General features: G+C 68.9%; 12 protein-coding genes. 5 read left to right on the top strand and 7 right to left on the bottom strand.

Annotated elements, in window-relative coordinates:
- Positions 1 to 127 precede the first annotated feature (127 nt).
- Together SREC43747_RS0109650 and SREC43747_RS0109645 are read right to left on the bottom strand one after the other, a co-directional pair.
- Positions 128 to 2,821 (bottom strand): glycoside hydrolase family 3 C-terminal domain-containing protein, encoded by a 2,694-nt coding sequence (locus SREC43747_RS0109650; RefSeq protein WP_037331692.1) that lies wholly within the window; start codon positions 2,819 to 2,821, stop codon positions 128 to 130.
- Positions 2,822 to 2,895: 74 nt separating this feature from the next.
- Positions 2,896 to 4,293, bottom strand: a complete 1,398-nt coding sequence (locus SREC43747_RS0109645; RefSeq protein WP_051387914.1) for a sugar porter family MFS transporter — start codon at positions 4,291 to 4,293, stop codon at positions 2,896 to 2,898.
- A gap of 140 nt (positions 4,294 to 4,433) precedes the next feature.
- On the opposite strand from SREC43747_RS0109645, the gene SREC43747_RS0109640 reads away from it, so the two are divergent.
- A complete protein-coding gene (locus SREC43747_RS0109640) occupies positions 4,434 to 5,618 on the top strand; it encodes an ROK family protein (RefSeq protein WP_051387913.1) in 1,185 nt (394 codons plus the stop codon).
- Positions 5,619 to 5,861: 243 nt separating this feature from the next.
- The gene (locus tag SREC43747_RS0109635; RefSeq protein WP_152528372.1) at positions 5,862 to 6,665 is read left to right on the top strand and encodes a catalase family protein; all 804 of its coding nucleotides are present in this window, start codon (positions 5,862 to 5,864) and stop codon (positions 6,663 to 6,665) included.
- A 9-nt stretch (positions 6,666 to 6,674) separates the two neighbouring features.
- Here SREC43747_RS0109635 and SREC43747_RS0109630 read toward each other — a convergent pair whose 3' ends face one another.
- The 4 genes from SREC43747_RS0109630 to SREC43747_RS19725 are packed head-to-tail and all read right to left on the bottom strand — an operon-like array spanning position 6,675 to position 9,220.
- The gene (locus SREC43747_RS0109630) at positions 6,675 to 7,691 is read right to left on the bottom strand and encodes an ABC transporter substrate-binding protein (protein WP_029721003.1); all 1,017 of its coding nucleotides are present in this window, start codon (positions 7,689 to 7,691) and stop codon (positions 6,675 to 6,677) included.
- 2 nt (positions 7,692 to 7,693) lie between these two features.
- Positions 7,694 to 8,116 (bottom strand): PPOX class F420-dependent oxidoreductase, encoded by a 423-nt coding sequence (locus tag SREC43747_RS0109625; RefSeq protein ID WP_029721002.1) that lies wholly within the window; start codon positions 8,114 to 8,116, stop codon positions 7,694 to 7,696.
- A gap of 48 nt (positions 8,117 to 8,164) precedes the next feature.
- Entirely contained in the window at positions 8,165 to 8,725 is a 561-nt protein-coding gene (locus SREC43747_RS0109620; RefSeq protein ID WP_029721001.1) for a hypothetical protein, read from the bottom strand.
- 54 nt (positions 8,726 to 8,779) lie between these two features.
- Positions 8,780 to 9,220 (bottom strand): OsmC family protein, encoded by a 441-nt coding sequence (locus SREC43747_RS19725; RefSeq protein ID WP_152528371.1) that lies wholly within the window; start codon positions 9,218 to 9,220, stop codon positions 8,780 to 8,782.
- 432 nt (positions 9,221 to 9,652) lie between these two features.
- Here SREC43747_RS19725 and SREC43747_RS0109610 point away from each other — a divergent pair, with 432 nt between their 5' ends.
- A complete protein-coding gene (locus SREC43747_RS0109610; protein WP_051387911.1) occupies positions 9,653 to 11,506 on the top strand; it encodes a glycoside hydrolase family 15 protein in 1,854 nt (617 codons plus the stop codon).
- On the top strand, positions 11,503 to 11,985 hold the full coding sequence (locus tag SREC43747_RS0109605) for a hypothetical protein (protein ID WP_029720998.1): 483 nt from the start codon (positions 11,503 to 11,505) through the stop codon (positions 11,983 to 11,985). The genes SREC43747_RS0109610 and SREC43747_RS0109605 overlap by 4 nt, the downstream gene beginning before the upstream one ends.
- A 133-nt stretch (positions 11,986 to 12,118) precedes the next feature.
- On the opposite strand, the gene SREC43747_RS0109600 is transcribed toward SREC43747_RS0109605, so the two are convergent.
- Positions 12,119 to 13,018: a TetR-type transcription factor C-terminal domain-containing protein gene (locus tag SREC43747_RS0109600; RefSeq protein WP_029720997.1), complete on the bottom strand. Its 900-nt coding sequence runs from the start codon at positions 13,016 to 13,018 to the stop codon at positions 12,119 to 12,121.
- A gap of 166 nt (positions 13,019 to 13,184) precedes the next feature.
- On the opposite strand from SREC43747_RS0109600, the gene SREC43747_RS0109595 reads away from it, so the two are divergent.
- Complete coding sequence (locus SREC43747_RS0109595; protein WP_236623115.1) at positions 13,185 to 14,177, top strand: cyclase family protein; 993 nt, start codon at positions 13,185 to 13,187, stop codon at positions 14,175 to 14,177.
- Positions 14,178 to 14,187: the final 10 nt, after the last annotated feature.

Genomic DNA, 14,187 nt, shown 5'->3' with positions numbered 1-14,187 from the left:
CTTCCTGTTGCGTTCAGCTGGAACCGCGCCGGTCCAGCTTCCGTTCACTGCTCGCGGCTCTGCGGAGGAGCTCCGTCCCGCAGAGCAGCAGCCGCTCACCGGGGCTGGTGAGCGGCTGCGGTTCCGGTCACCTCCGGTGGTCCTCCTGGACGCGGATGACGAAGTCCGTCGTCCGCTCCGTTCCGTTGTGCCGCACGATCGCGGTCACGGTGGCCACTCCCGCCCCGCGGGTGCGGATGGTGCCGTCGGGGTCCACCGAGACGACCTCGGGTCGATTGCTGCGGTACTCCACGGTCATCCCCGCCGGGATGTCGGCGTCTTGACCGTGTCCGTACAGCGTTCCGTCGCTCATGCCGACGGTCAGGCGCGGCAGGACCACCGCTCCGCTGGGGAACACGACCTGGGCCGCGTCGTTGTGCGTCTGCTCGCCGGCCTCGTCCGGGGTCGCCGAAACCGTCTGCAGCACCGGCTGCAGCACCCCGCTGACCTGGACCTCTGCTCGCTGTTGCACTTCCCGATCAGCGCTGGAGGCCGCCAGTTGGAACTCGTACCGGCCTTCGTCCACTTCGTACTTCCCGCTCTCGGGGTTGAAGAAGGCCAGGTCGGCCACGCGGACCGGGAACTCGACGGTCTTGGTCTCGTTCGGCTGCAGGGTCACCTTCCGGAAGTCGACGAGCCGCTTGTCCGGCCTTTCCGCGGACGAGGGAGCGTCCGGGGTGGCCGCGTACAGCTGCACCACGTCAGAACCGGCGACCTGCCCGGTGTTGGTGACCTGCGCGGTCACCGTCACGACGTCGTCGGGATTCGCGTCGTGCCGGTCCACCTGGATGTTCGAGTACTCGAACTCGGTGTAGCTCAGGCCGTGGCCGAACGGGTAGGAAACCGGTCCGTCGAAGTACATGTAGGTGCGGCCGGGCGCACCTTCCCCGTCCCGGATCCGGTAGTCCCCGATCGGTGGGAGTTGCGATTCCTCGCGGTACCAGGTGAAGGGCAGGTGCCCGCTCGGGTTGCGCTTGCCCAGGAGGACGTCGGCGAACGCTTCGCCCTTGCGCTGCCCGTTGTAGGAGCTCCACAGGATCGCCGGCACCGCGGATTCGAACTCGGTGACGTCGACCTGCCCCACCGTCTCCAAGTACACCACGGTGTTGGGGTTGCGGGCCGCCACTTCCTTGATCAGTTCGGTCTGCGGGCCGGGCAGCCGCAGGTCCTCCCGGTCCTTCTCCTCGCGCGCGGTTTCTCCATCGGTGGTGGCGTGCACGATCACCGCGTCGTACTGGGCTGCTTCGGCGATCGAATCCGCATTGGGCTCGTTGGGGTCGTCGGCCGCACTGCCCGGCAGGTGGTCGACGCGCGCCTGCAGGTTGATGGCCTGGATCGCCTGCTGAACTCCCTTGTGGACGTTCACGTTGTTGGCCTTGCCGGAGGACTCCTGAACGCTGGAGTACCCGCCCAGGTACATGTCGTCGGTGGCGGCCTGGTCGCCGATCACCGCAACGCGGAACGGCCCGGAATCCGGGACCGACAGCGGCAGCAGTGCGCCGCCCGGGCGCTCGCTGTTGCGCAGCAGCACGATGGCTTCACCGGCCGCTTCGCGGGCCAACGCCAGGCGCTCCGGGGTTTGGGTCACCGCGCCGTTGGCATCGGAGTTCTCCCAGCTGCCCTGCGGCACGCGGGCCCGCGCCTGCTGGACCCAGGGGTTCTGCTGCGGGTCGTCGAACTCGCCCAACTGGATCCGCACCGTGAACAAGCGGACGAGGGAGGCGTCGATGAATTCTTCGGTGTAGACGCCTTTCTCGGTTTCCACGCCCTGCTGCACAGCGGTGGGCAGGGTGTTGCCGAAGTTGTGCTCGTCGTGCAGTCCGCGGTTGCAGTTGAGGTCGACGCCGGCGGCGTTGGCGTACGCGTTGCGCTCGATGTGGTCCAGGGGTTCCTCGCGGCCCGGGGGTTGCCAGTGGTGCCCGTGCTGGATCTCGTAGACGGAGTCGCAGTCCGAGGTGAAGAAGCCGTCGAAGCCGAACGTCTTGCGCGCCAGTTCGTCCATCAGGTGCGTGCTGGCCGAAGCCGGCACGCCGTTGACCCGGTTGTAGGAGGTCATGATGGAGGCCGGGTCGCTCTGCTGGATCACGCTCTCGAACTGCTTGAGGTAGTACTCGCGCAACGTCCTTTCATCCATGTCGGACGTTCCGGTGGTGCGGTTGTACTCGCTGTTGTTGGCGGCGAAGTGCTTGAGCGTGGTGCTGGTCTTGAGGTAACCGCCGGATTCGGGACGGAGCTGCCCGTTCAGGTCCTTGCCTTCCATCCCGTTGACGTACTGGGAGGCGATGCGGGAGGTCAGCACCGGGTCCTCGCTGTACGTCTCGTCGTTGCGCCCCCACCTCGGGTCCCGGCTCAGGTTCACCGTCGGCGAGTAGAAGTTCAGGTCCAGCAGGTTGTCCCGCACGACTTCGCGCGCTTCGCTGGAGATCTGGTCGGCGACCCGGTGCATCAGTTCCGGGTTCCAGGTGGACCCCATGGACAGGCTCACCGGGTAGGAGGTGGTGTTGACCAGGTCCGGTGGTTCGTCGTTGTCGACGGTCTGCTCCCGCGAGACGCCGTGGATGGCTTCGTTCCACCAGCCGTAGGCGCGGACGCCGAGCCGGGGGATCGCCGGGGCCTGGCTGCTGTTGAGCTGGGCCGCTTTCTCCTCCAGGGTCATGCGCGACACGAGGTCAGCGGCCCGTTCGGCCGGGGAGTAGGACGGGTCCAGGTACACCGGGGTGTCGGCGGCCGCCACTTGCGGCACCGCTGCCAGCGGGCCGGCCACCGCAAGACCGGTGATCACAGCGAGCAGTGCCCGTCTTGTTCTTTTTCTCTTCCTTCTCACGGAACCCTCCCGAATCTCCATCTACTGGCGTTTCAGGCCCGAGAGCTCGTGTTCTCACCCGCGGTCGCGGTGCTCAGCCGTTCTTCCAGTTCTTCGAGGCTCGTTCCGGTGGTCTCCGGGACGAAGTACCGGACGAAGAAGAACGAGAGCACGCCGAACGCGGTGAAGATCAGCATCGACGGTCCCTGTCCGATGGCGGTCAGGATGACCGGGAACAGCAGGGACACCAGGAAGTTCGCCGCCCAGTTGCCCCAGGTGGCCAGGCCTTCGGCGGGTCCGCGGATCCGCAGCGGGTAGAGCTCGGGGAGCATCACCCACACCACCGGCCCCCACGTGGCCCCGAACGAGGCGACGTACGCAGCGAGGCAGACGATGGTGATGAGCGCGATGACTTGTCCGCTGGAGCCGACCACGAGGGTGAGCACCCCGAGCAGCCCCAGGCTGATGCTCATCCCGGCGCTGCCGAACAGCAGCAGCCGCTTGCGGCCGATGCGGTCGATGTAGCGCACCGCCACGAAGGTGAAGAGCAGCATGATGGCGCCGATGCCCATCTGCGCCGCGATGGAGGCGCTGTTGCCCATGCCGAGCTGGGTGAGGGTGGTGGGTGCGTAGTAGATGATCGTGTTGATCCCGACGAACTGCTGCAGCACGGCCAGGCCCAGCCCGATGAGCAGGGCCGGGCGGATGCTCTTGGCGGTCAGGTCGCGCCAGCGGCCTTCTTCCCGGGTGCGGCGGTGGGCTTCGCGGATCTCCGCGCGGGATTCTTCCAGTTCTTCCGGTCCGCGGATGGTGCGCAGCACGCGTTCGGCCTCGTCCATCCGGTTGCGGCTGGCCAGCCAGCGCGGGGTTTCGGGCATGAACAGCATTCCGATGAACAGGGCCGCTGCCGGAACGACCGCCAGGCCGATCATCCAGCGCCACGCCTCCCACGGGGCGAGGGCGTAGTTGACGATGTAGGCCAGCAGGATGCCCACCACGATCAGCAGCTGGTTCAGCGAGGTGAGGGTGCCGCGGATGCTGGTGGGGGCGATCTCGGCGATGTACATCGGCACGATCACCGATGCGAGCCCGACACCGATGCCGATCACGAAGCGCCCCGCCACGAGCGTCCACACCTCGGGGCTGAGGGCCGCGAGGACGGAACCCGCGGCGAACACGCACGCCGCGAAGAGGGTGACCGCACGCCTGCCCCACCGGGCGGCCATGCCTCCGCTGGTCAATGCGCCGAGCATGGCTCCGACCAGCAGCGAACTGGTGACCAGGCCTTGCAGGAACGCGTTGTCCGCGATCCCCATCGGCCCCTTGAGGTACAGCAGAGCCCCGGAAATCACCCCGGTGTCGTAGCCGAACAGCAGTGCGCCGATCGCGCACACCGCCGAGGCGACGTACACCGAGCGTCTTGACGTGGGCTTCGTCTCGCTCGTCGTCATCGCACAAGCCCCTTGATCTCTAATAAATTTTTAAAGAGGTAAAAACAAAATGACCGTCCTGTCAATCCCCAACTCCGGGTCGGCGATGCTGGATCGGTACGGGACCACGCGACCACCGCGAGGCTGAAACGAGGAAAGACGTGACTGCTACGACCACCCAGGGGCGGGACCCCGCCAGCCTGCGCCGCCACAACCTGCGCGCTCTCCTGCGCTTCCTCCACCTCAACGGAGCCACCAGCAGGGCGGAGCTGGCCGAGGTCACCGGCCTGACCCGCAGCGCGATCGCCGATCTCACCGGTGAGCTGGCCAGCAGAGGCCTCGCTGCGGAAGGCAGCCCCGACCGGAACCGTGGCAGTCGCGGACGCCCCCCGGTGACCGTCTCCCCGCGCAGCGAGAACGCCTACGTGCTGGCCGCGGCGATCGAAGTGGAAACGCTGCGCGTCAGCCGCGTCGGCATCGGCGGCACCGTCCTGGACGAGGCCGAGGAACCGCACGAGTACATCCCGGGCGACCCCAGCAGCAGCATCGAGCAGCTCAGTCGCATGCTCGACGGCCTGCTCCGCACCTGCGACGAACCGCCCCGCGCCCTGGGGGTGGCCGTGCCGGGCCTGGTGCGCTCCTCCGACGAACTCGTGCTGCACGCCCCCAACCTGGGCTGGACCGACCTGGCGCTCGGCGAGGAACTGCGCCGCACCACCGGACTGCCCGGTCCGGTGTTGATCGGCAACGAAGCCAGGCTCGCCGCCATCGCCGAGAACCGGCGCGGCGCGGGCCGGGGCTGCAGCAATCTCGTCTACATCTCGGCCGAAGTCGGCGTCGGCGGCGGAATCATCACCGGGAACCGCGTGCTAACCGGGCACAGCGGCATCGGCGGCGAGATCGGCCACATGATCACGCGCCCCGGCGGCCGGCGGTGCCGCTGCGGACGCAGGGGGTGCTGGGAAACCGAGATCGGCGCCGACGCCCTCCTGCGCCACGCCGGGGTGCCCGCCTCGCAAGAGCGCCGCGCCGCGCTGAACGAACTGCTGTCCAACGCGGAACGCGGGAATCCCAGCGCCGTGGCGGCTTTCCGCTCCCTGTGCACCCCCGTCGCCTTCGGACTGACCAACCTGTGCAGCATCTTCGACCCGGAACGGGTCGTCCTGGGGGGCCTGCTGGAACCGCTGGTCCAGCACGCCGAAGAGGAACTGCGCGCCCGCTTGGCCGAGTTCAGCGCCCGCCCCGGCTCGACCCCGGAGCTCCACCCCGCCCAGCTCGGCCCGCACGGTCGCCTGCTCGGAGCAGCCGAAGCCGCGTTCGACAGCTTCATCGCCGCGCTCGACTGAGCCCGAAAGCAGCCGCAGGGGACCCCGATCCCCCTCATCCGCCGCACCGCGCCACTTCCACAACAGGATTGGTGGCAGCGGCGAACCGGGTACTCGGGGCTCGTCCACCTGCACCGGGAAAGCCGGTCCACCGCACCGGCTCCCCGGTGCTCAGGACGTGAAGGCGCAGAACCGGCAGCACGGAACGACCCCGGAAGGCACGTCGCCGCCCATTCCGGCACATTCGGACGAGGGGGACCAGCAGTGACCCGAACACCGGTGACCACCGCACTGACCATGAGCCGACTGACCCGGAAACTGACGCGCGGCAAGACGCTTCCGCGCATCCCCCGACCGCGGTCAGCCCCCACCACCCCCAGCGCCATCCCGGACTCCAGCGGCGTGTTCCCCTCGGTGTTCCGCGCCCTCGCCCAGCTGCGCAACGCCCGGGTCTTCCACCCCCACGGACTGGTCCTCGACGGGGAGCTCACCGTCTTGGCGAGGGGCCCGCTGCCGTGGGAGGCGGGAACCCGCAATCCCGTGCTCGCCCGCATGTCCCGGGGGATCGGCCTGCCCGGCGACGTCCCGGACGTCCTGGGGCTGAGCATTCGCCTGCTCGACGCGGGCGGACCGTCCCGCCACTGGGACTTCGCCCTTGCCAGCTGCGGGTGGGGCCCGGCCCAGGTGATCCCCTTCCCCGCCCGGTCGTGGGACCGCGCCCGCTACAGCACCCTGGCCCCGTACCGGCTCCACAAGAAGCTGGTGTGGCTCTCGGCCACGATCGACGAGCTACCGGGCGCCTCGCTGGAGGCGGTGGAGCGCGGACTGCGCACCGGGCCGCTGCGCGCCACCCTCCACTGGCGCGGTGGCGTGCGGGGCAAGTGGCAGCCGTTCGCCCAGCTGGAACTGCACACCCAGCGCCAGGACGAGGAGCGCCTCGGTTACGACCCGATGCTCCACCGCCCGCAGGAGCTGCAGCTCTACCCGCAGTGGCTGGCCAAGGTGCGGGAACTGGCCTATGTGGGCAGCAGGGTCGGCCGGCCGCACCGCCAAGCCGAGCCGCTCTGAAGCGGAGCACTACGCGACGGGCAGCGGTTGCCAGCGAGCGCCGGCGGACTCCGGCGGCCACACGACCACGCGCCGGCCACCTCGCCACTGCACCGTCAACACCCGGTGGCCCACCTGCTGGCCTCGGGTGTCGATGCGGAACCGGCCGAACAGCGTCGTGCAGTCCAGCCGGCGGGCGGCCTCCAGCACCGCCGCGTCGCGGGAAGCACCCGCTGCGCGCAGGCAGCGCAGGGCGAGCAATCCCGCGGCGAACGCCTGCACCGCGGGATAAGCGGGTTCTTGACCGGTGCGCTCCCGGAAAGCAGCCAAGAATTCCTCCGCGCTGGGGCCTTCGTCGGGGATCGGGGCGGCTTCCGCCAACCACTGCGCCGGTCCCAACAGGCCTTCCCGCCGCTCGCCGAGACCGGAGAGCACTTCCCGGACCCCGGCAGCGACGAAGCCCACCGCCTTCCTGCCCCGGAAGTCCAAGGTTTCAGCGATCCGCACTTCCTGAGCGGGACTGGCGACCACCAGCAGCACGTCGGCCTCCGGGGTGGACTCCGGCAGCACGGCTCGGCGGGTTTCGATCCCCAGCCGCTGCGCTTCGGCGAGCGCCCCACCGCCCACCCCGCGGCCGAACCCGGTGTCCGAGTGCAGAACACCGGCGCTGAAGCCCCCGGCGAGGTGGTGGTGCAGGAGTTGCACAGCTCCCGTGAAGTAGGTGCGGGCCGGAGCCAGCACGTTGATGACATTGCGCCGCGGCGGCACCTGCGCTCCTCCGTGGTTCCACACCAGCCGGGAAGCTGCGGCGGCCGCTCTGGCGGCGGGCCCGCTGCCGTAGGGCCCGAAGAGCAGGTCCGGGCGGGTGCCCTCCGCGCGGTGCAGTGCGCCCCGGGCATCGGGGTGGGCGTCCACCACCGTCAAGCGCACCTGATCGGGACCGCTGAACCGGTCGGCCCAGAGGGCGAGCGCGGCGGCCCCGGCTCGACCGAATCCGCCCATCGGGCCGGACAGCGGTGTCACCAGGGCCGCCCGCACGGGTGCCACGGCTAGTGGTGCTCGACGTCCTTGTTCTCCGCCGCACCCCAGCCGTGCCAGCGGTCGATCTCGATCCACGCGTTGACCCGTTTGCGGTCGCGCACCGGGTACTGCTCTCCGGTGTAGTGCTTGGCCAACCGGTCGATGGTCCGCAGGTCCACGTCGTCCTCCAGGGCAACCACCCTCCCCTGCAGGCTGACGTGCGTGTACCAGCTCTTCTCGTCCAAGATGGTCAGGGAGACCCGCGGATCCGCCCGCATGTACTCGAGCCGTTTGCGGCCTTCGTCCATGTTGACCAGCACGCGACCGTTCTCCCACGAGTACCAGGTCGCCACGGAGACCGGTTGGCCGTCCGGGCGCAGCGTGGTGATGACACACGGGTTGGGCTTCGCCAGCAGCTGGCTCACCTCATCGGGCAGTGGTGGTTTCGCCACGACGTTCTCCTCGTTGCTCTGTTCTCCGCGAACCTGTGCTCACCTGAACTATCCCAACGGCCACAGGTTCTGCGCCAGGTAACCACGGATCTCCTGGTCCCCGCGTTGCTGTTCACCCTGCAGGGCGTTGAGGACGACCAGGGCACCGGTCAACGCCGGCACCGCCCACTGGGTGACCCGCAACCGCCGCTCGATGGCGGCCACGTCGGGGGCCTGCCCGGGGTGCGGCTGGTGGGATTCGTCGGTCTGCTCCGACGTCGCCTGCGCCACCCGCTTGCCGAGGACCGCCGAGTAGGCCGTCGCCGCGAGCGCCGCACCGGTGACCGCGCTCTTCCAGAAGGAGGACGCCGCCACGCCTTGCTGGTATTTGATCCGCGCGCGGTTGGCTTTGAGCAGACCCACCCCGCCGACGACGTAGGCGCCGAGGGCTGCGGCGTTGACCGGGGCCCACTTGGCCCATCCGGCGCTGGATATCCGCCGGGTCTGCCCGCGGTCCCCCATGGAGTTGGCGGCCCCGTTCAGACCCACCGCCCCCATCAGGGAGCCGCCGAACCACGCCCCCAGGCCGAGTTCGTGCAGCGCTCGCATCACCGTGCTGCGTTCGGACAACGCACACCTCCTCGCTCCGGAATTTCCCCCGCGGGGTGCCCGGGCGGCGAGCAGTCAGGCCCCGCTGGGCTGTTCTTCGAACGTGATGTCGATGTTCCTGGTCATCGGGCAGGACTGCCAGGCGCGCTGCTGGATCGACCGAGCGGTGTTGTCGTCGGTCCCGGGGAGTTCGACCGCGACAGCGGCCTGCATGGTGAACTTCTCCTGCACGAGCTTCAAGGTGACCGTGGCCCGGACTCGACTGCTCTCCGTGGGCACGCCTTCCTTGCTGGCTTCCAGCACCACGCTCTGGTGCAGGCAGGAGGCGAGCGCGGCCGCGTAGAGCATCTCGGGATCCGCAGCATCGGAGTGGACGCTGTCCGGCGTGGTGACCCGCCACCGCATGCCGTTCTCGCCCACCCTGACCTCGCCGCGTTCGGAGACGGCGAGGTGTTCGGCTATCCGTTGCTCTGCGGACATGCCGTAGAGCATGCTGCAGATCCGCGTTCTCCGCACGACGTCTCCCCCGGGGCGCGCTACCGGAACGGTCGTGTTCCGCGCGGTTCCGCCGTGGCCGCTGGCGATCGGGTTTTGCGATGGACCCACTTCCACCGGGGCTCGACCATCCTCCAGAACCGGCACCGAGGTTCCTGCCGAACGCACGGGTCTTCACTGTCCACAAAGAATCCGGAACGACGGAGTTCCGCGGAGCCTTGCGTCAACTACAACAACACCGCCGTCCGATCTTGCAGTCCGCCAATGCCGTTCAGCGCACCCTCCACATGAGATCACCAGTTGCCCAGCGATCTCATTCCGATCCCCGGCCACCGGTGCGCAACCCGCGCGGCTGGAGGGGGCGGCTCCGCGCTGCTGCCTTGCAGGTACGCCGCCCAGCTCGGCGCGCTCCAGCGGCGAGCAACCCACCGGATCCGGTGGGAAGGTGGTGGCATGAGAGCCGCCCGTGGCTCCTCAGGAACCGATCGGCAGCCCCGATCACCGAGCTCGCAGCCCGGTGGTTACGTCCCGCTGCGCGACTACGCGGTGATCGGTGACGGCCGGACCGCAGCCCTGGTCTCCCGGCGCGGCTCGGTGGACTGGCTGGGTGTGCCCGACCTGGACTCCCCCGCGGTGTTCGGCGCCGTGCTGGACGCCGACCAGGGCGGCCGGTGCGCTCTCGAACCGGAGGTCCCCTACCGCACGCAGCGCCGCTACCTGCCCGGAACCAACGTGCTGGAGACCACCTTCCTCACCGACCGGGGCACCGTGCGGGTCACCGATGCGCTGACCCTGCGCGACGACGAGGCGCTCAGCCCGGCGCGCGAGCTGGTGCGGCGGCTCGAAGGCGTGTCCGGGTCCGTGCCGCTGCGGTGGAGCGTGCAACCCCGGTTCGACTACGGCGCCGCCCGCGCTCAGTTCTCCTCGCGCTCCGGTGTTCCGGTGGCGGCCACTGGTGGGGACGCGCTCGCCATCTGCTCCTGGGGTGCCGGCTCCCCGAAGTGGGACGGGACGACCGCCGGCGACCGGTTCGAGCTGGGCCAGGGCCAGCGCGCCGTGCTCGCCATGCCGTTCGCGCACCAGGAACCCCTCGTCCTGCCGGTCCGCGCCGAGTGCGAAGAACGCCTGGAGCGCACGTGCGCGGCCTGGCAGCACTGGACAGCGCGCCGCACCTACCGCGGCCGCTGGCAGCAGGAGGTGATGCGCAGCCTGCTGGCGCTGAAACTGCTGATCTACGCCCCTTCCGGTGCCGTGGCGGCCGCGGCGACGACCTCGCTGCCGGAGAGCGTCGGCGGCGAGCGCAACTGGGACTACCGCCTGTCCTGGATCCGCGACTCCGTTTTCACCCTGGTGGCCTTCCTGCAGCTCGGCTGCCCCGGGGAAGCCCACGCCTACTTCTGGTGGCTGATGCACGCCTCCCAGCTCTCCCACCCGAGCCTGCACGTGCTGTACCGACTGGACGGTGGCCAGCGCGCACCGGAACGGACCCTCAGCTGGGAGGGCTACCGGGGTTCTGCTCCCGTGCGCGTTGGAAACGCCGCCACCGAACAGCTCCAGCTGGACACCTACGGGGAGTTGTTGCAGACCGCGTGGCTGTACGCGCTGGCCGGCCAGGCGCTGGACACCGACTTCGCGCGCCGCCTCGCCGAACTCGCCGACCTGGTGTGCCGGCTCTGGCGGCAACCCGACTCGGGCATCTGGGAAGTCCGCAGCGCGCCCCGCCACTTCACCCAGTCGAAGATGATGTGCTGGGTGGCGCTGGACCGCGCCGCCGACCTCGCCGAGCGCGGGCTGATCCCGAACCGCAACAGCAACCGCTGGCGAACCACCCGCGACGAGGTGGCCGAGTTCATCGAAACCCGCTGCTTCTCCCGGAACCGCAACAGCTACGTGCGTTCCGCCGACAGCGAAGAGCTGGACGCCGCCGTCCTGCTGGGCTTCCTCTACGGGTACGACGGCAGCGAGCAGCGCACGCGGGCCACGGTCAGCACGCTCGCCCGAGAACTCCGCCACGGGCCCTACGTCGCCAGGTACACCGGAGAGGACGGGCTCAGCGGCACCGAGGGGGCTTTTCTGGCCTGTTCCTTCTGGTTGGCCGAGGCCCTGGCCCGCACCGGCTTCCTCCCCGAGGCCGTGGAGCTGATGGAGGAGCTGCTCGACCTGGCCAACGACGTCGGCCTCTACAGCGAAGAGGTCGCCCCGGGGACCGGGGAGTTCTTGGGAAACCTGCCGCAAGGCCTCAGCCATCTGGCGCTGATCAGCGCGGCCTGCGCCATCAGCAACGCGAGCGAGGAGGCGTCCCGGTGAACCCCTGGGGAACTGTGGCGGGTGCTTTCATCGGCACGCTGGTGCTGACCACCGCGCTGCGGGCGGCCAGCGAACTGAAGCTCACCCGCGCGGACCTGCCGTTCCTGCTCGGCACCGCGGTCACCGTCAACCGCACGCGCGCCAAAGCCGCGGGGTACCTGCTCCACTTCGTGAACGGGCAGGTCTTCGCGTTCATGTACTACGCGGTCTTCATCGCCATCGGCCAGGCGGGGTGGGGCCTGGGGGCGCTCTTCGGCTTGGTGCACGGGCTGTTCGCCAGCACCGTGCTGGTCAACGTCCTGCTGCCACTGGTGCATCCTCGCATGGGCAGCGCGTTGACCAGTGCTCCCGAGGTGGCGCTGCTCGAATCTCCCGGATTCCTGATGCGCAACTACGGCCCGGGGACGCCGGTGGTCAACCTCTTGTCCCACGTCGTCTACGGAACCATCGTCGGGGGGTTCACCTCGCTGGGCAGCTGAACACCGGCGCCCCGCACCAGCACAAGGCGAGAACATCCCGTCAGCAAAGGAAGATCTCGCATCCGCCGATCATCGCGCGCCCGATCCTCCGGACTCCATTGAGGACAAGTCCATCGCGGTCGGACCGGCGGGGTCACCGTTGGCGCGTCTTCCGGTGGCGCATCAGGTCGAGCGCGAAATCGACGTACTGCTCAGCGATCTGCTCGGGAGCAAGCGGACCGTCCGGGCGCCACCAGCCCGACAGCGCGGTGCACATCGTGACCACCGCCCTGGCCGCTTCTCGCGGGTGGCTCGTGCAGAAGTCCCCTTGACGAGCTGCTTGCTCGGCTTCCGCATCGACCATGCGCTGCTGGGCGACGCGCATCGCGGCGATCCGCCGTCGGGCGGAGCCGGCCAAGCTGCGCATCTCGCTCGCGCCCACGAAGCCGAGTTCTCGGCGGTGGGTGTGGAAGAGGGCGAGGTGCTCGATGAGGAAGCTGAACCTCTCGACGGGGTCGTTCCCCTCGCCCCGGGCTGCTTCGGCTCGTGCCAGCAGCTCCGTCATGGTGCGTTCGAGAATGGTGACCAGCATCTGCTGCTTGCTGGTGTAGTAGTGGTAGATGCCCGAAACCGAGAAGCCGCAGCGCGCGGCGATGCTGCGCACGGTCGCTCCGTGGTAGCCGATTTCGACGAACTCGCTGAGCGCAGCGGCGAGAACGGGGTCGAAGTCCAGCGGTTCGTAGTCGCGCCAGTGCGGAATCGGTGGGACGTGCGGCGTTGCCGCCGCTGCTCCGGACGGCTTGGCAGCTCTGCCCCGGTGCGCGGTTTCACCGCGCGGATCGATGTCGAGGATTTCCGCCACGGTCATGTCCAGGGCGTCGGCTATCCGCCCCAGCCGGGAAACGCTCACCTTCGTGCGCCCGTTCTCGATCTGGCTGATCGTCGCCGGGCTGACGCCCACGGCGGAGGCGAGGGTGCGCACGGTCAGGTTGCGCCGCAGGCGGGCTGCTCGTATTTGCGCGCCGGGCGGCCCGGTAGCGCTGGAGGCGGTCATGCGGTCCCCCAATCCTGATCTTGTTTAGAAAACCTAAACAGAAAGATAGCGCGGCGCCTTTCACCGCCAAGAAACTCCCCCTGATCGCAAGGAAGTGTTGACACATCGTTGTGTGATGCAGATCATCACTGAACAAATTCCAAACGATCGTTCGGACGACCATTCGGTGCCAGTGGCGAAGGAGCTGCCGATCATGACCGAAGCCCCGTCGATGCGCGAAGTGCTGGGTGAGGACGCCCCCAACAACTGGGGCAAGTGGGGACCGGACGACGAGCTGGGCTGCCTGAACTACCTGGACTCCAGCGAAGTGCTGCGCGGCATCGGAGAAGTCAAGACCGGCGAGGTCTTCACCCTGCAAACGCAGATGGGCCACCCCAAAGGGGACCCCGTCTTCCCCGGCCGCAAGAGCATGGAGCGGGAGAACGTCCTCGACGAATCCAGCTGGGGACCGGGCAAGGACGACGCACCGCAATTCCCCGGCGGCGTGCACTACGCCGACGACGTGGCGAAGATCTTCCTGCAGGGCTCGTCGCAGTACGACGCGCTCGGGCACGTCTGGTACGACGGCAAGATCTGGAACGGCTACGACGCCAAGACCACCATCGGCGGCCTGTCCAAGGCTTCGATCCTGCCGATCGCCGAGAAGGGCGTGGTCGGCCGCGGGGTGCTCATCGACATGGCCCGGCACCGCGGCAAGGAACACCTGGACAAGGGCGAGACCTTCGACCACAACGACCTGCTGGCGGCCGCGGAGAAGCAGGGCGTGACCATCGAACGCCACGACATCCTGCTCATCCGAACCGGTTTCCTCGGCTACTGGTACAAGACCACGCCCGAGGAGTTCTACGACGACTTCAACGAGCCCGGCCTGACCTACTCCCGGGAACTGGTCGAGTGGTTCCAACAGACCGAAATCCCCAACCTCGTCACCGACACCATCGCCAACGAGGTGACGAAGGACCCGGAGACCGGGGTGATGCTGCCCCTGCACTGCGCCCTGATGCGCAACCTCGGGGTGGCGCTCAGCGAGGTGATCTGGCTGGACGACCTGGCCGAAGCCTGCGCGCGGGACAACCGGTGGAGCTTCCTGTACGCGGCGGCGCCGCTGAAGGTCGTCGAAGGGACCGGTGCCCCGGTGAACCCGATCGTCATCCGCTGAGGAGCTGGGC

Source organism: Saccharopolyspora rectivirgula DSM 43747, from assembly GCF_000497205.1.
GTDB classification, from domain to species: domain Bacteria; phylum Actinomycetota; class Actinomycetes; order Mycobacteriales; family Pseudonocardiaceae; genus Saccharopolyspora; species Saccharopolyspora rectivirgula.
Note: the sequence above shows the minus strand (reverse complement) of the source record. Positions and strands in the feature narration are given on the sequence as shown.

Excerpts from the sequence above, each read along its gene's own strand:
- SREC43747_RS0109600 (WP_029720997.1), bottom strand. The coding sequence starts at position 13,018 with ATGACCGCCTCCAGCGCTACCGGGCCGCCCGGCGCGCAAATACGAGCA.
- SREC43747_RS0109645 (WP_051387914.1), bottom strand. The coding sequence starts at position 4,293 with ATGACGACGAGCGAGACGAAGCCCACGTCAAGACGCTCGGTGTACGTC.
- SREC43747_RS0109610 (WP_051387911.1), top strand. The coding sequence starts at position 9,653 with ATGAGAGCCGCCCGTGGCTCCTCAGGAACCGATCGGCAGCCCCGATCA.